Source organism: Pseudomonas sp. ASL4, from assembly GCF_056680395.1.
Genome location: NZ_CM155280.1, coordinates 1,451,615 through 1,471,716, shown reverse-complemented (window position 1 = coordinate 1,471,716; position 20,102 = coordinate 1,451,615). Strand labels below are relative to the sequence as shown.

33 protein-coding genes are annotated in these 20,102 nt (G+C 54.4%); all 33 read right to left on the bottom strand.

Annotated elements, in window-relative coordinates:
- Positions 1 to 2: 2 nt before the first annotated feature.
- The 33 genes from bfr to rpsG all read right to left on the bottom strand — a co-directional run bounded on the left by bfr (position 3) and on the right by rpsG (position 19,988).
- Positions 3 to 467 carry a bacterioferritin gene (bfr, locus tag AC1MEW_RS06610; protein WP_123359019.1) on the bottom strand — a complete coding sequence of 155 codons (465 nt, stop codon included), beginning with the start codon at positions 465 to 467 and terminating at the stop codon, positions 3 to 5.
- A 155-nt stretch (positions 468 to 622) separates the two neighbouring features.
- Positions 623 to 2,071 carry a catalase gene (locus AC1MEW_RS06605; RefSeq protein WP_201255366.1) on the bottom strand — a complete coding sequence of 483 codons (1,449 nt, stop codon included), beginning with the start codon at positions 2,069 to 2,071 and terminating at the stop codon, positions 623 to 625.
- Positions 2,072 to 2,313: 242 nt separating this feature from the next.
- Positions 2,314 to 2,700 (bottom strand): 50S ribosomal protein L17, encoded by a 387-nt coding sequence (gene rplQ / locus AC1MEW_RS06600; protein WP_201190750.1) that lies wholly within the window; start codon positions 2,698 to 2,700, stop codon positions 2,314 to 2,316.
- 42 nt (positions 2,701 to 2,742) lie between these two features.
- Positions 2,743 to 3,744 (bottom strand): DNA-directed RNA polymerase subunit alpha, encoded by a 1,002-nt coding sequence (locus AC1MEW_RS06595; RefSeq protein ID WP_003186012.1) that lies wholly within the window; start codon positions 3,742 to 3,744, stop codon positions 2,743 to 2,745.
- Positions 3,745 to 3,766: 22 nt separating this feature from the next.
- Positions 3,767 to 4,387: a 30S ribosomal protein S4 gene (gene rpsD / locus AC1MEW_RS06590; protein ID WP_003210056.1), complete on the bottom strand. Its 621-nt coding sequence runs from the start codon at positions 4,385 to 4,387 to the stop codon at positions 3,767 to 3,769.
- 18 nt (positions 4,388 to 4,405) lie between these two features.
- Positions 4,406 to 4,795, bottom strand: coding sequence for a 30S ribosomal protein S11 (rpsK, locus tag AC1MEW_RS06585; protein WP_002555466.1), 390 nt, complete (start codon positions 4,793 to 4,795; stop codon positions 4,406 to 4,408).
- Positions 4,796 to 4,825: 30 nt separating this feature from the next.
- The gene (gene rpsM / locus AC1MEW_RS06580; RefSeq protein ID WP_003186020.1) at positions 4,826 to 5,182 is read right to left on the bottom strand and encodes a 30S ribosomal protein S13; all 357 of its coding nucleotides are present in this window, start codon (positions 5,180 to 5,182) and stop codon (positions 4,826 to 4,828) included.
- Positions 5,183 to 5,312: 130 nt separating this feature from the next.
- Positions 5,313 to 5,429, bottom strand: coding sequence for a 50S ribosomal protein L36 (gene rpmJ, locus AC1MEW_RS06575; protein ID WP_002555468.1), 117 nt, complete (start codon positions 5,427 to 5,429; stop codon positions 5,313 to 5,315).
- Between the two features lie 27 nt (positions 5,430 to 5,456).
- Positions 5,457 to 6,785, bottom strand: a complete 1,329-nt coding sequence (gene secY / locus AC1MEW_RS06570; protein ID WP_003228718.1) for a preprotein translocase subunit SecY — start codon at positions 6,783 to 6,785, stop codon at positions 5,457 to 5,459.
- Positions 6,786 to 7,223: a 50S ribosomal protein L15 gene (gene rplO, locus AC1MEW_RS06565; RefSeq protein ID WP_007896782.1), complete on the bottom strand. Its 438-nt coding sequence runs from the start codon at positions 7,221 to 7,223 to the stop codon at positions 6,786 to 6,788.
- 3 nt (positions 7,224 to 7,226) lie between these two features.
- Positions 7,227 to 7,403, bottom strand: a complete 177-nt coding sequence (gene rpmD / locus AC1MEW_RS06560; protein WP_003186033.1) for a 50S ribosomal protein L30 — start codon at positions 7,401 to 7,403, stop codon at positions 7,227 to 7,229.
- Between the two features lie 2 nt (positions 7,404 to 7,405).
- Positions 7,406 to 7,906, bottom strand: a complete 501-nt coding sequence (gene rpsE, locus AC1MEW_RS06555) for a 30S ribosomal protein S5 (protein ID WP_003186035.1) — start codon at positions 7,904 to 7,906, stop codon at positions 7,406 to 7,408.
- 3 nt (positions 7,907 to 7,909) lie between these two features.
- Entirely contained in the window at positions 7,910 to 8,260 is a 351-nt protein-coding gene (rplR, locus tag AC1MEW_RS06550) for a 50S ribosomal protein L18 (protein ID WP_003186037.1), read from the bottom strand.
- A gap of 10 nt (positions 8,261 to 8,270) precedes the next feature.
- Positions 8,271 to 8,804: a 50S ribosomal protein L6 gene (gene rplF / locus AC1MEW_RS06545; protein ID WP_003176412.1), complete on the bottom strand. Its 534-nt coding sequence runs from the start codon at positions 8,802 to 8,804 to the stop codon at positions 8,271 to 8,273.
- Between the two features lie 12 nt (positions 8,805 to 8,816).
- Positions 8,817 to 9,209: a 30S ribosomal protein S8 gene (gene rpsH / locus AC1MEW_RS06540; RefSeq protein WP_003186040.1), complete on the bottom strand. Its 393-nt coding sequence runs from the start codon at positions 9,207 to 9,209 to the stop codon at positions 8,817 to 8,819.
- Between the two features lie 208 nt (positions 9,210 to 9,417).
- On the bottom strand, positions 9,418 to 9,723 hold the full coding sequence (gene rpsN / locus AC1MEW_RS06535; RefSeq protein ID WP_003176414.1) for a 30S ribosomal protein S14: 306 nt from the start codon (positions 9,721 to 9,723) through the stop codon (positions 9,418 to 9,420).
- Between the two features lie 13 nt (positions 9,724 to 9,736).
- The gene (gene rplE / locus AC1MEW_RS06530; protein ID WP_003176415.1) at positions 9,737 to 10,276 is read right to left on the bottom strand and encodes a 50S ribosomal protein L5; all 540 of its coding nucleotides are present in this window, start codon (positions 10,274 to 10,276) and stop codon (positions 9,737 to 9,739) included.
- 20 nt (positions 10,277 to 10,296) lie between these two features.
- The gene (rplX, locus tag AC1MEW_RS06525; protein ID WP_003176416.1) at positions 10,297 to 10,611 is read right to left on the bottom strand and encodes a 50S ribosomal protein L24; all 315 of its coding nucleotides are present in this window, start codon (positions 10,609 to 10,611) and stop codon (positions 10,297 to 10,299) included.
- Between the two features lie 11 nt (positions 10,612 to 10,622).
- Positions 10,623 to 10,991, bottom strand: coding sequence for a 50S ribosomal protein L14 (rplN, locus tag AC1MEW_RS06520; RefSeq protein WP_002555479.1), 369 nt, complete (start codon positions 10,989 to 10,991; stop codon positions 10,623 to 10,625).
- Positions 10,992 to 11,014: 23 nt separating this feature from the next.
- Positions 11,015 to 11,281, bottom strand: coding sequence for a 30S ribosomal protein S17 (gene rpsQ / locus AC1MEW_RS06515; protein WP_003176419.1), 267 nt, complete (start codon positions 11,279 to 11,281; stop codon positions 11,015 to 11,017).
- Positions 11,282 to 11,283: 2 nt separating this feature from the next.
- Positions 11,284 to 11,475: a 50S ribosomal protein L29 gene (rpmC, locus tag AC1MEW_RS06510; protein ID WP_008030901.1), complete on the bottom strand. Its 192-nt coding sequence runs from the start codon at positions 11,473 to 11,475 to the stop codon at positions 11,284 to 11,286.
- Complete coding sequence (gene rplP / locus AC1MEW_RS06505; RefSeq protein ID WP_045057467.1) at positions 11,475 to 11,888, bottom strand: 50S ribosomal protein L16; 414 nt, start codon at positions 11,886 to 11,888, stop codon at positions 11,475 to 11,477. Before rplP ends, rpmC begins: the two co-directional genes overlap by 1 nt.
- Positions 11,889 to 11,900: 12 nt before the next feature.
- Positions 11,901 to 12,587: a 30S ribosomal protein S3 gene (gene rpsC, locus AC1MEW_RS06500; RefSeq protein ID WP_003176422.1), complete on the bottom strand. Its 687-nt coding sequence runs from the start codon at positions 12,585 to 12,587 to the stop codon at positions 11,901 to 11,903.
- 13 nt (positions 12,588 to 12,600) lie between these two features.
- Positions 12,601 to 12,933: a 50S ribosomal protein L22 gene (gene rplV / locus AC1MEW_RS06495; protein ID WP_003210077.1), complete on the bottom strand. Its 333-nt coding sequence runs from the start codon at positions 12,931 to 12,933 to the stop codon at positions 12,601 to 12,603.
- A gap of 13 nt (positions 12,934 to 12,946) precedes the next feature.
- Entirely contained in the window at positions 12,947 to 13,222 is a 276-nt protein-coding gene (gene rpsS / locus AC1MEW_RS06490) for a 30S ribosomal protein S19 (protein WP_002555486.1), read from the bottom strand.
- A 16-nt stretch (positions 13,223 to 13,238) separates the two neighbouring features.
- On the bottom strand, positions 13,239 to 14,063 hold the full coding sequence (gene rplB, locus AC1MEW_RS06485) for a 50S ribosomal protein L2 (RefSeq protein WP_201190748.1): 825 nt from the start codon (positions 14,061 to 14,063) through the stop codon (positions 13,239 to 13,241).
- Between the two features lie 14 nt (positions 14,064 to 14,077).
- A complete protein-coding gene (gene rplW / locus AC1MEW_RS06480) occupies positions 14,078 to 14,377 on the bottom strand; it encodes a 50S ribosomal protein L23 (protein ID WP_002555488.1) in 300 nt (99 codons plus the stop codon).
- Positions 14,374 to 14,976 carry a 50S ribosomal protein L4 gene (gene rplD, locus AC1MEW_RS06475; RefSeq protein WP_007896707.1) on the bottom strand — a complete coding sequence of 201 codons (603 nt, stop codon included), beginning with the start codon at positions 14,974 to 14,976 and terminating at the stop codon, positions 14,374 to 14,376. Before rplD ends, rplW begins: the two co-directional genes overlap by 4 nt.
- Before the next feature lie 12 nt (positions 14,977 to 14,988).
- Positions 14,989 to 15,624: a 50S ribosomal protein L3 gene (gene rplC, locus AC1MEW_RS06470; protein WP_003186059.1), complete on the bottom strand. Its 636-nt coding sequence runs from the start codon at positions 15,622 to 15,624 to the stop codon at positions 14,989 to 14,991.
- A gap of 80 nt (positions 15,625 to 15,704) precedes the next feature.
- Positions 15,705 to 16,016, bottom strand: coding sequence for a 30S ribosomal protein S10 (gene rpsJ, locus AC1MEW_RS06465; protein ID WP_003186070.1), 312 nt, complete (start codon positions 16,014 to 16,016; stop codon positions 15,705 to 15,707).
- Positions 16,017 to 16,157: 141 nt separating this feature from the next.
- Positions 16,158 to 17,351 (bottom strand): elongation factor Tu, encoded by a 1,194-nt coding sequence (gene tuf / locus AC1MEW_RS06460; protein ID WP_201190746.1) that lies wholly within the window; start codon positions 17,349 to 17,351, stop codon positions 16,158 to 16,160.
- A gap of 30 nt (positions 17,352 to 17,381) precedes the next feature.
- Positions 17,382 to 19,487 carry an elongation factor G gene (gene fusA / locus AC1MEW_RS06455; RefSeq protein ID WP_201190744.1) on the bottom strand — a complete coding sequence of 702 codons (2,106 nt, stop codon included), beginning with the start codon at positions 19,485 to 19,487 and terminating at the stop codon, positions 17,382 to 17,384.
- 30 nt (positions 19,488 to 19,517) lie between these two features.
- Entirely contained in the window at positions 19,518 to 19,988 is a 471-nt protein-coding gene (rpsG, locus tag AC1MEW_RS06450) for a 30S ribosomal protein S7 (protein WP_002555493.1), read from the bottom strand.
- Positions 19,989 to 20,102: the final 114 nt, after the last annotated feature.

Below are 20,102 nucleotides of genomic sequence, written 5' to 3'. Positions count from 1 at the left end.
GATCAGAACTGCGATTGCAGATAATTCTCCAGACCGATCAATTTGATCAGACCCAGCTGCTTCTCCAGCCAGTAGGTGTGATCTTCTTCGGTATCGGCCAGTTGAATACGCAGGATCTCGCGGCTGACGTAGTCCTTGTGCAGCTCGCAGAGCTCGATGCCCTTGCAGAGTGCGGCACGGACTTTGTATTCCAGTCGCAGGTCGGCAGCGAGCATATCAGGCACTGTGGTGCCGACATCCAGGTCGTCCGGACGCATGCGTGGCGTGCCTTCGAGCATCAGGATGCGACGCATCAGGGCGTCAGCGTGCTGCGCCTCTTCTTCCATCTCGTGGTTGATACGTTCGTAGAGCTCGGTGAAACCCCAGTCCTCGTACATCCGCGAATGGATGAAATATTGATCACGCGCCGCCAGTTCGCCGGTCAGCAACGTGTTGAGGTAATCGATTACGTCTGGGTGGCCTTGCATCGCCCTACATCTCCCTGCTTGAAAGTCCGTAGTTTGAACCAAGGCGACTGATTGGTCACTCCGTTTACGCGATAAAAGCGAAGATACTCTGAGAAAAGTGGTTTAAATAACGCAAAAACCGCCCAAATGAGGGCGGTTCTGCTTATCGTTTAGACTTAGTTAAGCTGTACGCCCAACGCCTTTGCGATTGCTTCTCCATATGCCGAGTCAGCCCTGAAGAAGTGCTGCAGTTGACGGTCAACCACATCGCTGGAAACCCCAGCCATGGCGCCGGCAATGTTGTTGACCAGCAGGGTTTTCTGCTCATCACTCATCAGGCGGAACAGCGCGCCGGCGTGGCTGTAGTAATCGGTGTCTTCGCGGTGATCGTAACGATCAGCCGCACCGCTCAAGGCCAGCGCAGGCTCGGCGTAGCGCGGGGCTTGTTTCGGCGACTCTACGTAGCTGTTCGGCTCGTAATTGGGCGTTGCACCACCGTTGCTGCCGAACGCCATGGAACCATCACGCTGATAGCTGTTGACCTGATTACGCGGAGCATTCACCGGCAGCTGCTGGTGGTTGGTGCCAACACGGTAGCGGTGAGCATCAGCGTAAGCGAACACACGACCTTGCAGCATGCGATCCGGCGACAGCCCCACACCCGGGACCATGTTGCTTGGGCCAAATGCAGCCTGCTCCACTTCAGCAAAGTAATTCTGCGGATTGCGGTTGAGCTCCAGTTCACCCACTTCGATCAGCGGGAACTCTTTCTGCGACCAGGTCTTGGTCACGTCGAACGGGTTCTCGTAGTGTGCCGAGGCCTGGGCCTCGGTCATGATCTGAATGCACACGCGCCATTTGGGGAAATCACCGCGTTCGATCGCACCGAACAGATCCCGCTGAGCATAATCCGGATCGGTACCGGCCAAGCGTGCCGCGTCTGCCGGCGCCAGGTTCTTGATCCCCTGCTGGGTCTTGTAGTGCCATTTCACCCAATGACGCTCACCCTTGGCGCTGATCAGACTGTAGGTGTGGCTGCCGAAGCCGTGCATGTGACGGTAGCCGTCAGGGATGCCGCGATCCGAGAACAAGATGGTGACTTGGTGCAGCGCCTCAGGAGAGTGCGACCAGAAGTCCCACATCATTTGTGCGCTTTTCAGATTGCTTTGCGGCAGGCGTTTCTGGGTGTGGATAAAGTCCGGGAATTTCAGTGGATCGCGAATGAAGAACACTGGCGTGTTGTTACCAACGATGTCCCAGTTGCCTTCTTCGGTATAAAACTTCAGCGCAAAACCACGTGGATCGCGTTCGGTATCAGCCGAACCACGCTCGCCACCAACGGTCGAAAACCGCAGGAACGTCGGCGTTTGCTTGCCAACGGACTCGAACAGCTTGGCGCTGGTGTACTCGGTGATGTCACGGGTAACAGTGAACGTACCGTAAGCACCCGAGCCTTTGGCGTGGACGCGACGCTCAGGGATGTTTTCACGGTTGAAGTGGGCAAGCTTCTCGATCAGGTGAAAATCGTCGAGCAGCAGCGGGCCGCGAGGGCCGGCGGAACGGGAATTCTGGTTGTCGGCGACAGGAGCGCCACTGGCGGTCGTAAGCGTTTTGTTTTGGCTCATGCGATCTTCTTCCTCTGTCAGTTTTGGAACTGCCGGCTAATCGGCTTGGGACGGAGTATTGACCATTGATCAGGAAGGCTACAAATTCATTAACTTGTAGAGATCAATAGAAAAATACTACCAACGAAACCCGTTCGCATCATGACGGCATGAGCCGCAGGGAAGCTTGTATAAACAGCGCTTTTCTTACAGGCACAAAAAAACCGGGCACTAGGCCCGGTTCTTCGTTTCAGACTGACGTCTTACTCAGCGGATACAGCTTCACCGCCAACTGGACGATCAACCAACTCAACGTACGCCATAGGCGCGTTGTCACCAGTGCGGAAGCCGCACTTGAGGATGCGCAGGTAGCCACCCTCACGGGTAGCGTAACGCTTGCCCAGGTCGTTGAAGAGCTTACCAACGATAGCTTTCGAACGAGTACGGTCGAAAACCAGACGGCGGTTAGCCAGGCTGTCTGTCTTGGCCAAAGTGATCAGCGGCTCAGCAACGCGACGCAGTTCTTTAGCTTTCGGCAGTGTAGTTTTGATCAGCTCGTGCTCGAACAGCGACACTGCCATGTTTTGAAACATGGCCTTGCGGTGCGAGCTAGTGCGGCTCAGGTGACGACCACTTTTACGATGACGCATGGTTCATTCCTTACCAAACACAACGTTCGGTGATTACGACGATCAGGCAGTCGCCTTGTCGTCCTTCTTAAGACTTGCAGGCGGCCAGTTGTCGAGGCGCATGCCGAGGGACAGACCGCGGGAGGCCAGAACGTCCTTGATTTCAGTCAAGGATTTCTTGCCAAGGTTCGGAGTCTTCAACAGCTCTACTTCGGTACGCTGAATCAGGTCACCGATGTAGTAGATGTTTTCCGCCTTAAGGCAGTTAGCCGAACGTACAGTCAGTTCCAGATCGTCAACCGGGCGAAGCAGGATCGGATCGATCTCGTCTTCCTGCTCGACAACCACTGGCTCACTATCACCTTTGAGGTCCACGAACGCAGCCAACTGCTGTTGCAGGATGGTTGCAGCGCGACGGATAGCCTCTTCAGGATCCAGAGTACCGTTGGTTTCCAGATCAATAACCAGCTTGTCCAGGTTAGTACGCTGTTCGACACGGGCGTTTTCCACCACGTATGCGATACGGCGAACCGGGCTGAACGAAGAGTCAAGCTGCAAGCGACCGATGCTGCGGCTTTCGTCTTCATCGCTCTGACGCGAGTCTGCCGGTTCATAACCACGACCACGAGCTACGGTGAGCTTCATGTTCAGGGCGCCGTTAGACGCCAGGTTAGCGATTACGTGATCGGGGTTAACGATCTCGACATCATGATCCAGCTGAATATCGGCAGCGGTAACCACCCCCGAACCCTTCTTCGACAAGGTCAGCGTAACTTCGTCACGGCCGTGCAGCTTGATAGCCAGACCTTTAAGGTTCAACAGGATTTCAATTACGTCTTCCTGTACACCTTCGATGGCGCTGTACTCGTGGAGCACACCGTCAATCTCGGCCTCGACTACTGCACAGCCGGGCATTGAGGACAACAAGATGCGTCGCAGCGCGTTGCCCAGGGTGTGGCCGAAACCACGCTCGAGAGGCTCGAGAGTGATCTTGGCGCGGGTTGGACTGACAACCTGCACATCAATATGGCGGGGTGTCAGGAACTCATTTACCGAAATCTGCATGGATGCACCTATTTTCTAGCCCTTACTTGGAGTAGAGCTCGACAATCAGGCTTTCGTTGATGTCGGCGGACAGATCACTGCGAGCAGGAACGTTCTTGAAAACGCCCGACTTCTTCTCAGTGTCTACTTCTACCCATTCTACGCGGCCACGTTGGGCACACAGATCGAGAGCTTGGACAATGCGAAGTTGGTTCTTTGCTTTCTCGCGAATCGCGACCACGTCACCAGCACGAACCTGGTACGACGGCACGTTTACGGTTTGACCGTTAACGCTTACGGATTTGTGCGATACCAGCTGACGGGATTCGGCACGAGTAGAGCCAAAACCCATACGGTATACAACGTTGTCCAGACGGCATTCGAGCAGCTGCAACAGGTTTTCGCCAGTTGCGCCTTTCTTGCCAGCAGCTTCTTTGTAGTAGCCGCTGAATTGACGCTCGAGAACGCCGTAGATACGACGGACCTTCTGCTTTTCACGCAGTTGGGTGCCGTAATCGGACTGGCGACCGCGGCGTTGGCCGTGGATACCAGGTGCTGCTTCGATGTTGCACTTCGATTCGATCGCGCGCACGCCGCTCTTCAGAAAGAGATCGGTGCCTTCACGACGAGCCAGTTTGCATTTTGGACCAATGTAACGAGCCATTCTTTACAATCTCCTGGATTACACGCGGCGCTTCTTCGGCGGACGGCACCCGTTGTGCGGGATTGGCGTCACGTCGGTGATGCTGGCGATCTTGTAGCCACAGCCGTTCAAAGCGCGGACTGCGGATTCACGACCTGGGCCTGGACCTTTGACGTTTACGTCGAGGTTTTTCAGACCGTATTCCAGCGCAGCTTGACCAGCACGTTCAGCAGCTACTTGAGCAGCAAACGGCGTGGACTTGCGAGAACCGCGGAAACCCGAACCACCGGAGGTAGCCCAAGAAAGCGCGTTACCTTGACGGTCGGTGATGGTCACGATTGTGTTGTTAAAAGACGCATGGATGTGGGCGATGCCATCAACCACTGTCTTTTTGACTTTTTTACGAGGACGAGCAGCAGGTTTAGCCATGATTAATTTCCTGTCGATTCGCTGGGGCGATTACTTGCGGATCGGCTTACGCGGACCTTTACGGGTACGCGCGTTAGTCTTGGTACGCTGACCGCGCACTGGAAGACCACGACGATGACGCAGACCGCGATAGCAACCGAGGTCCATCAAACGCTTGATTTTCATGTTGATTTCGCGACGCAGGTCACCTTCAGTGGTGAACTTCGCCACTTCGCCACGCAGCTGTTCAATCTGCTCGTCGCTCAGATCTTTGATCTTTGCGGCTGGGTTTACCCCAGTCACTGCACAGATCTTCTGTGCAGTAGTGCGACCAACACCATAGATGTAGGTCAGCGAGATAACAGTATGCTTGTTATCTGGAATGTTAACGCCTGCAATACGGGCCATTCAGTGGGACTCCAATTGACAGCTACCTACGCCCCGGAAGCCAAGAAATAGGGCGCGAGATAATATCGCTGTAATAACAAATAATCAACCCGGCAGCGCACTAGCTGCCGGGCTTGAAGCACAATCACACTCAGCCTTGGCGCTGTTTGTGACGCGGTTCCGCGCTGCAAATTACTCGAACAACACCTTCGCGGCGAATAATTTTGCAGTTACGGCACAGCTTTTTCACCGATGCACGAACTTTCATCACCAACTCCTCGAACCTTATGGGTACTCAGCGCAACATGCCGCTGCCGTAACCCTTCAGGTTGGCTTTCTTCATCAGGGATTCGTACTGGTGCGAAACGAGGTGCGATTGTACTTGGGACATGAAGTCCATCACAACCACGACGACGATCAGCAACGAGGTCCCGCCAAGGTAGAACGGTACGTTTGCTGCAACCACCAGGAACTGGGGCAGCAAGCACACGGCCGTCATGTAAAGAGCACCGAACATGGTCAAACGAGTCAGAACGCCATCAATATAGCGCGCAGACTGCTCGCCTGGACGGATACCCGGAATAAAGGCACCGGACTTCTTCAGGTTTTCCGCTACGTCTTTCGGATTGAACATCAACGCCGTATAGAAGAAGCAGAAGAAAATAATCCCTGCACTAAACAGCAGAATATTCAACGGCTGACCAGGAGCGATCGACTGCGAGATGTCCTGCAACCAGCCCATACCTTCAGACTGACCGAACCAGGCACCCAACGAAGCCGGGAACAGCAAAATGCTGCTCGCGAAAATAGCCGGAATAACACCGGCCATGTTCACCTTCAGCGGCAAGTGGCTAGTCTGCGCAGCGAAGACCTTGCGGCCCTGCTGACGCTTGGCGTAGTGAACAGCAATACGACGCTGACCACGCTCAATGAACACCACGAAACCGATAATCGCTACTGCCAGCAAACCGATGGCAACCAGGGCGAAGATGTTGATATCACCCTGACGTGCAGACTCGAAAGACTGCCCGATCGCTCTCGGAAGACCGGCGACGATACCCGAAAAAATCAACATCGAGATACCGTTGCCAACACCACGCTCAGTAATCTGCTCACCCAGCCACATCATGAACATCGCACCAGCCACAAAAGTGGATACCGCGACGAAATGGAAGCCAAAGTCACCAGTGAACGCAACGCCCTGCCCCGCCAGACCAATGGACATGCCAATAGCCTGAACCAGAGCGAGGACGACAGTGCCGTAGCGGGTGTACTGGCTGATCTTGCGACGGCCAGCTTCACCTTCCTTCTTCAACTGCTCCAGCTGCGGGCTGACGGCGGTCATCAGTTGCATGATGATCGATGCCGAAATGTACGGCATGATCCCCAGTGCAAAGATGCTCATCCGTTCCAGCGCGCCGCCGGAAAACATGTTGAACAAGCTAAGAATGGTCCCCTCATTCTGTCGAAACAGGTCCGCGAGTCGGTCCGGGTTAATACCTGGAACCGGGATGTGTGCGCCTATTCGGTAGACGATAATCGCCAGGAACAGAAAACGCAGACGAGCCCAGAGTTCAGACATACCGCCTTTGCCGAGCGCAGAGAGAGCACCTTGCTTAGCCATTTATTCCTCGAACTTGCCGCCAGCTGCTTCGATAGCCGCACGCGCACCTTTGGTGGCGCCGATTCCCTTTCCGATGGTGACAGCGCGAGTAACTTCGCCGGACAGCATGATTTTCACACGCTGTACGTTGACGTTAATAACGTTGGCATCTTTCAGGGACTGCACGGTGACGATGTCGCCTTCCACTTTGGCCAGCTCGGACAGACGCACTTCTGCGCGGTCCATGGCTTTCAAGGAAACGAAACCGAATTTCGGCAGGCGACGATGCAGCGGCTGTTGACCGCCTTCAAAGCCTGGAGCAATGGTGCCACCGGAGCGGGAGGACTGACCTTTGTGGCCACGGCCACCGGTCTTGCCCAAACCACTACCGATACCACGGCCCGGACGATGCTTTTCGCGACGGGAACCCGGCGCTGGACTCAGATCATTGAGTTTCATCGATTAACCCTCGACACGCAGCATGTAGTAAGCCTTGTTGATCATCCCGCGATTCTCGGGAGTATCAAGTACTTCTACAGTGTGACCGATGCGACGCAGACCCAGACCCTTAACGCACAGTTTGTGGTTAGGGATGCGGCCGGTCATGCTTTTGATCAGCGTAACTTTAACGGTAGCCATGATCAGAAGATCTCCTTGACGCTTTTGCCACGCTTGGCGGCAATGGATTCAGGAGATTGCATAGCTTTCAAACCTTTGAAAGTGGCGTGAACCACGTTTACCGGGTTAGTCGAGCCGTAGCACTTGGCCAGAACGTTCTGAACGCCAGCAACTTCGAGGACAGCACGCATAGCGCCGCCAGCGATGATACCGGTACCTTCAGAAGCAGGCTGCATGTACACCTTCGAAGCACCATGAGCGGACTTCATTGCGTACTGCAGAGTGGTGCCGTTCAGATCAACTTGGATCATGTTGCGACGAGCAGCTTCCATTGCCTTCTGGATCGCGGCAGGCACTTCACGTGACTTGCCACGGCCGAAGCCAACACGCCCTTTACCATCACCAACCACGGTCAACGCGGTGAAAGTGAAGATACGGCCGCCTTTAACGGTTTTGGCTACGCGGTTAACTTGAACCAGCTTCTCAATGTAGCCTTCGTCGCGCTTTTGGTCGTTATTTGACATAACTTAGAACTCCAGCCCAGCTTCACGAGCAGCATCAGCCAGCGCCTTGACGCGACCGTGGTACTTGAAGCCAGAGCGGTCGAAAGCCACCTGCGAGACGCCAGCGGCTTTAGCACGCGTAGCGACCAGCTGGCCAACCTTAGTGGCCGCGTCGATGTTGCCAGTGGCGCCATCACGCAGTTCTTTATCCAAAGTCGAGGCAGATGCCAGGACTTTGTTGCCGTCGGCCGAAATGACCTGGGCGTAGATGTGCTGCGACGAGCGGAACACGCAGAGACGCACGACTTCGAGTTCGTGCATTTTCAGGCGTGCTTTGCGAGCGCGACGCAGTCGAGTAACTTTTTTGTCGGTCATTTGCTATGCCCTACTTCTTCTTGGCTTCTTTACGACGGACGACTTCGTCCGCGTAGCGCACACCTTTACCTTTGTAAGGTTCTGGTGGACGGAAGTCGCGGATCTCGGCGGCCACTTGACCTACCAGCTGCTTATCGATGCCCTTAATCAGGATATCGGTCTGGCTAGGAGTCTCAGCGGTGATGCCTTCCGGCAGTTCGTAATCCACTGGGTGCGAGAAGCCAAGAGCCAGGTTCAGCACTGTGCCTTTTGCTTGCGCTTTGTAACCAACACCGACCAGCTGGAGCTTGCGCTCGAAGCCTTGGCTTACGCCTTGGACCATGTTGTTTACCAACGCACGAGTGGTACCGGCCATTGCGCGAGTTTGTTGATCGCCATTGCGAGCAGCGAAACGCAGCTCACCAGCTTCTTCAACGATCTCAACGGACGAATGGATGTTCAGTTCGAGAGTGCCCTTGGCACCCTTCACCGAAAGCTGTTGGCCTGCGAATTTGACTTCGACACCGGCTGGCAGCTTAACGGGGTTCTTAGCGACGCGTGACATGCTTATCCCCCCTTAGAACACAGTGCAAAGAACTTCGCCGCCGACACCGGCAGCGCGCGCAGCACGATCCGTCATCACACCTTTGTTGGTGGAGACGATAGACACACCGAGACCGCCACGAACTTTTGGCAGATCATCGACGGACTTGTACTGACGCAGGCCTGGACGGCTAACGCGCTTCACTTCCTCGATGACCGGACGGCCTTCGAAGTACTTCAGCTCGATGGACAGCAGTGGTTTGATTTCGCTGCTGATCTGATAACCCGCAATGTAACCTTCGTCCTTCAGGACTTTGGCAACAGCTACCTTCAAAGTAGAAGATGGCATGCTTACGACGGACTTTTCAGCCATCTGGGCATTACGGATTCGAGTTAGCATGTCCGCTAACGGGTCCTGCATACTCATGGGCTAGACGCTCCTAATACAAAAAAATAAGCCTTGCGGCTACTACCTTCGCCGAGAAACTCCGCACGTAAAAAGCACGGGCTCAGGCGAGCCGGGTATTCTAGACACACCCCACAAATGAATCAAGCCCCAAAAGGGGCTTGATTCAAGTTCAAGGTCACCGATGGTCAGGATCTTGCAATCCTGAACACCGAGACTTTGACAGTGCTTACCAGCTGGCTTTAACCAGACCAGGTACGTCACCACGCATTGCAGCTTCACGCAGTTTGTTACGGCCGAGGCCGAACTTGCGGTAAACGCCGTGTGGACGACCGGTCAGGCGGCAGCGGTTACGCATGCGCGAAGCGCTTGCGTCACGTGGCTGCTTCTGCAGAGCTACTGTAGCTTCCCAACGCGCTTCTGGACTTGCGTTCAGATCAACGATGATAGCTTTCAGTGCTGCACGCTTCTTGGCGTACTTGGCAACCGTGAGCTGACGCTTCAGCTCGCGGTTTTTCATGCTCATCTTGGCCATTTTCCTACTCCAATCAGTTGCGGAACGGGAATTTGAAAGCACGCAGCAGCGCGCGACCTTCATCATCGTTCTTGGCAGTGGTGGTCAGGGTAATGTCCAGACCGCGGAGAGCATCGATCTTGTCGTAGTCGATTTCCGGGAAGATGATCTGCTCTTTAACGCCCATGCTGTAGTTACCACGACCATCAAAGGACTTGGCATTCAGGCCGCGGAAGTCGCGGACCCGAGGCAGGGAGATCGACAGCAGACGATCCAGGAACTCGTACATACGCTCACGGCGCAGGGTCACTTTGACGCCGATCGGCCAACCTTCACGGACTTTAAAGCCAGCGATGGATTTCCGAGCGTAAGTCACAACAACTTTCTGACCGGTGATCTTTTCCAGGTCGGCAACAGCGTGCTCGATGACTTTTTTGTCACCGACCGCTTCGCCCAGACCCATGTTCAGGGTGATCTTTGTAACGCGTGGAACTTCCATCACGTTCGAAAGCTTAAGTTCTTCCTTAAGCTTCGGTGCGATTTCCTTCCAGTAAATCTCTTTTAGTCGTGCCATGGTCTTCTACCTAGCAGTGTTCAAGCATCAACCGCTTTTTGGGTCGACTTGAAGACACGAATTTTCTTGCCGTCTTCTACTTTGAAACCAACGCGATCAGCCTTGTTGGTTTCGCCGTTGAAAATGGCGACGTTAGAAGCGTCCAGTGGAGCTTCTTTTTCGACGATACCGCCTTGTACGCCCGACATCGGGTTAGGCTTGGTATGACGCTTAACCAGGTTCAGACCACCAATAACCAGACGGTTATTAGCGAGAACCTTAAGCACCTTACCGCGCTTACCTTTGTCTTTGCCGGCGATCACGATGATCTCGTCGTCACGACGAATCTTTTGCATGTCGGATCTCCTTACAGCACTTCTGGGGCGAGCGAGACGATCTTCATGAACTTCTCAGTACGAAGTTCACGGGTCACTGGCCCAAAGATACGGGTGCCGATCGGCTCTTGCTTGTTGTTCAGAAGAACAGCAGCGTTGCCATCAAAGCGGATAATGGAGCCATCAGCACGGCGTACGCCGTGACGAGTGCGGACTACAACAGCAGTCATCACTTGGCCTTTTTTCACTTTACCGCGAGGAATTGCTTCCTTCACGGTAACTTTGATGATGTCACCGATACCAGCGTAACGACGATGGGAGCCACCCAGCACCTTGATGCACATAACGCGGCGAGCGCCGCTGTTATCGGCCACATCGAGCATGGATTGAGTCTGAATCATATAATTTCTCCGACCCCTAGTCCTTAGACTTCCACAGCGCGTTCGAGAACATCAACCAGCGCCCAAGACTTGGTCTTGGCCAGCGGACGAGTTTCACGAATAGTGACTTTGTCGCCGATGTGGCACTGATTGGTTTCGTCGTGCGCGTGCAGCTTAGTCGAACGCTTAACGTATTTACCGTAGATCGGGTGCTTTACGCGACGCTCGATCAGAACGGTGATGGTCTTGTCCATTTTGTCGCTGACAACACGGCCAGTCAGCGTACGGACGGTTTTTTCGGCTTCAGCCATGATTACTTACCTGCCTGCTGTTTGAGCACAGTCTTCACGCGAGCGATGTCACGCTTAACTTGCCGGAGCAGGTGAGACTGCCCCAACTGGCCAGTTGCTTTCTGCATGCGCAGATTGAACTGGTCGCGCAGCAGGCCGAGCAGTTGCTCGTTAAGCTGCGGCGCGTCTTTTTCACGAAGTTCATTCGCTTTCATCACATCACCGTCCGTTTAACAAAGGCGGTGGCGAGCGGCAGCTTTGCAGCAGCCAGGGCAAAAGCCTCACGCGCCAGCTCTTCAGTAACACCCTCGATTTCATACAGGACTTTGCCTGGCTGAATCTGGGCAACCCAGTACTCCACACTACCCTTACCTTTACCCATCCGAACTTCGAGGGGCTTTTTGGAGATAGGCTTGTCCGGGAATACACGGATCCAGATCTTGCCGCCACGTTTAACGTGACGGGTCAGTGCACGACGCGCTGACTCGATCTGACGAGCGGTGAGACGACCACGAGCTACAGACTTCAGCGCATATTCGCCGAAGCTGACTTTGCTACCGCGCTGAGCCAAGCCACGGTTGTGGCCAGTCATCTGCTTGCGGAACTTCGTACGCTTTGGTTGCAACATTTGGCGTACCCCTTACTTAGCAGCTTTTTTACGAGGCGCTGGTGCTTGTGGTTTCAGTTCTTCTTGGCGACCACCAATTACTTCGCCTTTGAAGATCCAAACCTTTACACCGATCACACCATAAGTGGTGTGAGCTTCGTAGTTGGCATAGTCGATGTCGGCACGCAGGGTGTGCAGTGGCACACGACCTTCGCGATACCATTCAGTACGTGCGATTTCAGCACCGCCGAGACGACCGCTCACTTGGATTTTGATGCCTTTGGCACCAATGCGCATGGCGTTCTGTACAGCGCGCTTCATAGCGCGGCGGAACATTACGCGACGCTCCAGCTGCTGAGCTACGCTCTGCGCAACCAACATACCGTCGAGTTCCGGCTTGCGGATTTCTTCGATATTGATGTGCACAGGCACACCCATTTGCTTGGTCAGGTCCTGACGCAGTTTCTCAACATCTTCACCTTTCTTCCCGATAACGATACCTGGACGAGCGGTGTGGATGGTGATACGTGCAGTTTGGGCCGGACGATGGATATCGATACGGCTTACGGACGCGCTTTTTAGTTTGTCTTGGAGATACTCGCGCACCTTCAGATCAGCGAACAAATAGTCCGCATAAGTCCGACCGTCTGCGTACCAGACGGAGGTGTGCTCCTTGACGATTCCCAGGCGAATGCCAATGGGATGTACTTTCTGACCCATCTCTTCGACTCCGTTACTTGTCAGCAACCTTGACAGTGATATGGCAAGACCGCTTGACGATGCGATCAGCACGGCCTTTGGCACGTGGCATGATTCGCTTCAGCGAACGCCCTTCGTTGACGAAAACGGTGCTGACTTTAAGGTCATCAACGTCTGCGCCTTCGTTGTGCTCGGCGTTGGCTACGGCCGACTCCAGCACTTTCTTGATGATCTCGGCGGCTTTCTTACTGCTGAAAGCCAACAGGTTGAGCGCTTCGCCCACCTTCTTCCCGCGGATCTGGTCGGCGACCAAGCGGGCTTTCTGGGCGGAGATTCGAGCGCCCGACAACTTAGCGGCTACTTCCATCGTTCCTTACCCCTTAACGCTTGGCTTTCTTGTCTGCCACGTGCCCACGATATGTGCGGGTACCGGCAAACTCGCCTAGTTTGTGGCCGACCATGTCTTCGTTCACGAGAACTGGAACATGTTGACGACCGTTATGCACAGCAATGGTCAAACCGACCATTTGTGGCAGGATCATGGAACGGCGCGACCAGGTTTTCACTGGTTTGCGATCGTTCTTTTCCGCCGCCACTTCGATCTTCTTCAGTAGGTGAAGATCAATAAAAGGACCTTTTTTCAGAGAACGTGGCACTGTCGTATCCCTCTATTTACTTGCGACGACGGACGATCATTTTGTCGGTACGCTTATTACCACGAGTCTTCGCGCCCTTAGTCGGGAAGCCCCATGGCGATACCGGATGACGACCACCAGAGGTACGACCTTCACCACCACCATGTGGGTGGTCAACCGGGTTCATGGCAACACCACGAACGGTTGGGCGAACGCCACGCCAGCGTTTGGCACCAGCTTTACCCAGCGAACGCAGGCTGTGCTCGGAGTTCGAGACTTCACCCAGGGTCGCGCGGCATTCAGCCAGCACTTTACGCATCTCACCAGAACGCAGACGCAGGGTCACGTAGACACCTTCACGAGCGATCAGCTGAGCCGAAGCACCAGCGGAACGAGCGATTTGCGCGCCTTTACCTGGCTTCAATTCGATGCCGTGTACGGTGCTACCAACTGGAATGTTACGCAGTTGCAGAGCGTTGCCCGGCTTGATCGGTGCCAAAGCACCTGCGATCAGCTGGTCACCAGCACTCACGCCTTTAGGGGCGATGATGTAGCGACGCTCGCCATCTGCGTACAGCAGCAGAGCGATGTGAGCAGTACGGTTTGGATCGTATTCAATACGCTCGACAGTGGCAACGATGCCATCTTTGTCGTTGCGACGGAAATCGACCAGACGATAATGCTGCTTATGGCCACCACCGATGTGACGAGTGGTAATACGACCATTGTTGTTACGACCACCAGTCTTCGATTTTTTCTCGAGCAGCGGTGCGTGAGGAGCGCCTTTATGCAGCTCCTGGTTGACCACCTTGACCACAAAACGGCGGCCAGGGGAAGTCGGTTTGCATTTAACGATTGCCATGATGCACCCCTTCCTTACTCAGCACTGCTGCTGAAATCGAGATCTTGGCCTGGCTGAAGGGAGATAACTGCCTTCTTCCAGTCATTACGCTTGCCCAGACCGCGAGCAGTGCGCTTGCTCTTACCCAGAACATTCAGGGTAGTAACACGCTCTACTTTCACGCTGAACAGGCTTTCGACGGCCTTCTTGATTTCCAGCTTGGTTGCGTCAGTTGCAACCTTGAAAACGAACTGGCCTTTCTTGTCAGCCAGAACCGTAGCCTTTTCGGAAACGTGCGGGCCAAGCAGAACTTTAAATACGCGTTCCTGGTTCATCCCAGCAGCTCCTCGAATTTCTTCACGGCCGACACGGTGATCAACACCTTGTCGTATGCGATCAGACTAACTGGATCGGAACCTTGAACGTCACGTACATCAACGTGTGGCAGGTTACGAGCAGCCAGGTACAGGTTCTGATCAACCACTTCAGACACGATCAAGACGTCAGTCAGGCCCATGCCAGTCAGTTTGTTCAGCAGATCTTTGGTCTTCGGTGCATCAACAGCGAAGTCCTGAACCACAACCAGACGATCAGTACGCACCAGCTCAGCAAGGATGGAACGCATTGCTGCGCGATACATCTTCTTGTTCAGCTTCTGGGTGTGATCCTGAGGACGAGCTGCGAAAGTGGTACCGCCGCCACGCCAGATTGGGCTACGGATAGTACCGGCACGAGCACGGCCAGTACCTTTCTGACGCCAAGGGCGCTTACCGCCACCACGAACGTCGGAACGGGTCTTTTGCTGCTTGCTACCTTGACGGCCGCCGGCCATGTAGGCCACGACTGCTTGGTGAACCAGCGTCTCGTTGAATTCGCCGCCAAATGTCAGTTCGGAAACTTCGATCGCTTGAGCGTCATTTACATTTAATTGCATGTCAGCTTCCCCTTAACCGCGAGCCTTGGCTGCTGGACGTACAACCAAGTTGCCGCCAGTAGCGCCAGGAACAGCACCCTTGACCAACAACAGATTGCGTTCAGCGTCCACGCGCACTACTTCCAGGGACTGCACGGTCACGCGCTCAGCGCCCATATGACCGGACATTTTTTTGCCCTTGAATACACGACCAGGAGTCTGGCACTGGCCGATAGAGCCTGGAACGCGGTGGGACACGGAGTTACCGTGGGTATTATCTTGCCCGCGGAAGTTCCAACGCTTGATCGTACCCTGGAAGCCTTTACCCTTGGACTGACCGGTTACATCAACCAGTTGACCAGCGGCGAAGATTTCAGCGTTGATCAGATCGCCGGCCTGGTACTCGCCTTCTTCAAGACGGAATTCCATTACGGTACGACCAGCGGCAACGTTCGCTTTAGCGAAGTGGCCAGCTTGAGCAGCTGTAACACGCGAAGCACGACGCTCGCCTACAGTGACTTGCACTGCACGATAGCCATCGGTCTCTTCAGTTTTGAACTGGGTGACGCGATTCGGTTCGATCTCAATGACCGTGACCGGAATGGAGACACCTTCTTCGGTGAAAATACGGGTCATACCGCATTTACGACCGACTACACCAATAGTCATGTTGTAAACCTCATGAGTGTACGGGGCTTTCACCCGCTATGGCCGCCCATTTCAGAGCGTTACACGACTAAGACCGAGTCTTAGCCGAGGCTGATCTGCACTTCCACACCGGCCGCAAGATCAAGCTTCATAAGAGCATCAACGGTTTTATCCGTTGGCTGGACGATGTCCAGAACGCGCTTATGAGTACGGATCTCGTACTGGTCGCGCGCGTCTTTGTTGACGTGCGGGGAGACCAGAACGGTGAACCGCTCTTTACGGGTAGGCAGTGGAATTGGACCACGCACTTGAGCACCAGTACGTTTCGCGGTTTCCACGATTTCCTGGGTGGATTGGTCGATCAGGCGATGGTCAAAAGCCTTCAACCTGATACGGATTTGCTGATTTTGCATTGGATTTCAGACTCCGGCTGCTATTCCCAGCGAGCGCAATACGCCCGTTAAAAGGAGGCGCAATTCTATAGACGGGTTTCTACAGTGTCAACCCAATAAAAAAGCCCCCGCTAGGCGGGGGCTTTTTCAAGTCATCACTTATTAAGCGATGATTTTGGCTACGACGCCAGCGCCGACGGTACGACCGCCTTCACGAATAGCGAAACGCAGACCATCTTCCATTGCGATGGTTTTGATCAGGGTGACAACCATTTTGATGTTGTCGCCTGGCATTACCATTTCAACGCCTTCCGGCAGTTCGCAGTTACCGGTCACGTCAGTGGTCCGGAAGTAGAACTGTGGACGGTAGCCTTTGAAGAACGGAGTGTGGCGACCGCCTTCTTCTTTGCTCAACACGTACACTTCAGCTTCGAAGGTAGTGTGCGGCTTAACCGAACCTGGCTTGACCAGAACCTGGCCACGCTCAACGTCGTCACGCTTGGTGCCGCGCAGCAGCACGCCGCAGTTCTCGCCAGCACGACCTTCGTCGAGCAGCTTACGGAACATTTCAACGCCGGTGCAGGTGGTGACAACAGTGTCACGCAGGCCAACGATTTCCAGCGAATCCTGAACCTTGACGATACCGCGCTCGATACGGCCAGTTACAACAGTACCGCGACCGGAGATCGAGAATACGTCTTCGATTGGCATCAGGAACGGCTTGTCGATAACACGAACTGGATCTGGGATGTAGCTGTCCAGAGTCTCAACCAGTTTACGAACGGCAGTGGTGCCCATTTCGTTGTCGTCTTGGCCGTTCAGAGCCATCAGAGCCGAACCGATGATGATCGGAGTGTCGTCGCCCGGGAAGTCGTAAGTGCTCAGCAGATCGCGCACTTCCATCTCAACCAGTTCCAGCAGCTCAGCGTCGTCAACCATGTCAGCCTTGTTCAGGAAGACAACGATGTACGGAACGCCAACCTGACGGGACAACAGGATGTGCTCACGAGTTTGCGGCATCGGACCATCAGCGGCCGAGCAAACCAGAATAGCGCCGTCCATCTGAGCAGCACCGGTGATCATGTTCTTCACATAGTCAGCGTGACCTGGGCAGTCAACGTGAGCGTAGTGACGGATCAACGAGTTGTATTCAACGTGTGCGGTGTTGATGGTGATACCACGAGCCTTTTCTTCCGGTGCGCTGTCGATTTTATCGAAAGCAACAACGGCCGAACCGAAAACTTCGGAGCAGACGCGAGTCAGAGCAGCAGTCAGCGTGGTTTTACCGTGGTCAACGTGACCGATGGTGCCAACGTTAACGTGCGGGAGATCACGTACAAATTTTTCTTTAGCCACGACAATTAACTCCTTGCCTAAAGGGCTGAATCAGCCTTGTTTTTTGGTAACAGTTTCGACGATATGCGACGGAGCTGTATTGTATTTTTTGAATTCCATAGAGTAGCTTGCGCGACCTTGGGACATGGAACGGACGTCGGTCGCATAACCGAACATCTCACCCAACGGAACCTCGGCACGAATCACTTTGCCGGAAACCGTATCTTCCATACCCAGGATCATGCCGCGACGACGGTTAAGGTCGCCCATCACGTCACCCATATAGTCTTCAGGCGTAACAACCTCTACCGCCATGATCGGCTCAAGCAACTCACCACCGCCCTTCTGGGCCAGTTGCTTGGTCGCCATGGAAGCAGCCACCTTGAACGCCATCTCGTTGGAGTCGACGTCGTGGTAAGAACCATCAAAAACGGTAGCCTTCAGGCCGATCAGCGGATAGCCGGCAACAACACCGTTCTTCATCTGCTCTTCGATACCCTTCTGGATAGCCGGAATGTATTCCTTAGGAACCACACCACCCACTACTTCGTTCACGAATTGCAGACCTTCCTGACCTTCGTCAGCAGGAGCAAAACGAATCCAGCAGTGACCGAACTGGCCACGACCGCCGGATTGACGAACGAACTTACCTTCGATTTCGCAGTTCTTCGTGATGCGCTCACGATAGGAAACCTGAGGCTTACCGATGTTGGCTTCGACGTTGAACTCACGGCGCATCCGGTCAACCAGGATGTCCAGGTGCAGCTCGCCCATGCCGGAGATGATCGTTTGACCAGTCTCTTCATCAGTCTTAACGCGGAAAGATGGATCTTCCTGAGCAAGCTTGCCCAGAGCGATACCCATTTTTTCCTGGTCATCCTTGGTCTTAGGCTCAACGGCAACCGAGATAACCGGCTCCGGGAAGTCCATACGAACCAGAATGATTGGCTTGTCAGCGGTGCACAAAGTTTCACCTGTGGTGACGTCCTTCATGCCGATCAAGGCCGCGATGTCGCCAGCGCGCACTTCCTTGATTTCTTCACGGGCGTTTGCGTGCATTTGCACCATACGACCCACGCGCTCTTTCTTGCCTTTAACCGAGTTGATCACGCCGTCGCCGGAGCTCAACACGCCCGAGTAAACTCGAACGAAGGTCAAAGTACCCACGAATGGGTCAGTAGCGATCTTGAACGCCAGAGCCGAGAACGGCTCGCTGTCGTCTGCATGACGCTCCAATTCGATAGTCTCGTCATCCGGGTCAGTACCCTTGATGGCAGGAATGTCGACTGGGGCCGGCAGGAAGTCGATAACAGCGTCAAGAACCAGGGGAACACCCTTGTTCTTGAAGGAAGAACCGCAGACAGCCAAGACGATCTCACCAGCGATGGTACGCTGACGCAGAGCGGCCTTGATTTCCGGGATGGTGATTTCCTCACCCTCCAGGTACTTGTCCATCAGCTCTTCGCTGGCTTCGGCTGCAGCCTGAACCATGTTGTCACGCCACTCTTCAGCCAATTCCAGCAGCTCTGCAGGAATAGCTTCGCGACGTGGAACAGTGCCCTTGTCAGCATCGTTCCAGTAAACAGCTTCCATGTTGATCAGATCGATCTGACCCTGGAAGTTGTCTTCGGAACCGATTGCCAACTGGATTGGCACCGGGGTGTGACCCAGACGCTGCTTGATCTGACCGATCACGCGCAGGAAGTTCGCACCAGCACGGTCCATCTTGTTAACGTAAACAAGACGTGGAACGCCGTACTTGTTGGCTTGACGCCATACGGTTTCCGACTGAGGCTCAACACCCGAAGTGCCGCAGAACACAACGACAGCGCCGTCGAGTACGCGCAGGGAACGCTCAACTTCAATAGTGAAGTCAACGTGGCCCGGGGTATCGATGACGTTGAAGCGGTACTTATCAGCGTACTGCTTCTCGGAACCCTGCCAGAAGGTGGTAATAGCAGCAGAAGTAATGGTAATACCACGCTCCTGCTCCTGCACCATCCAGTCGGTGGTCGCGGCGCCGTCATGCACCTCGCCCATCTTGTGGCTTTTGCCAGTGTAAAAAAGGACGCGCTCGGTGGTGGTGGTTTTACCAGCATCCACGTGAGCAACGATACCAATGTTACGGTAGCGGTTAATCGGTGTAGTACGAGCCATAAAGCCCTCGCAAAATTAGTGACGCTAAAATTAGAAGCGGTAGTGCGAGAAAGCCTTGTTGGCTTCAGCCATACGGTGCACGTCTTCACGCTTCTTAACTGCAGCACCTTTACCTTCAGCAGCATCCAACAGCTCGCCAGCCAAACGCAGAGCCATAGACTTCTCGCCGCGCTTGCGGGCGAAGTCTACCAACCAGCGCATTGCCAGGGCGTTACGACGGGACGGGCGAACTTCGACCGGAACCTGGTAAGTAGCACCGCCTACACGGCGCGACTTCACTTCGACCAGCGGAGCGATGGCGTCGAGAGCTTTCTCGAAGATTTCCAGGGGATCGCTGTTCTTGCGTTCTTTAACCTTTTCCAGCGCGCCATAAACGATACGTTCGGCAACGGCTTTCTTGCCGCTTTCCATAACGTGGTTCATGAACTTGGCCAGGATTTGGCTTCCGTATTTTGGATCGTCAAGCACTTCGCGCTTGGCTGCTACGCGTCTTCTTGGCATGGATAAGCCCTCAAACGGTCTTCAGGTTCGCTCGGAATCGGTCCCCTTTCGGGACGCCTCCGACCTTACTCTTATCGACTCAGAAAAATAGAAAATCAGTTTTTACAAAAAGCC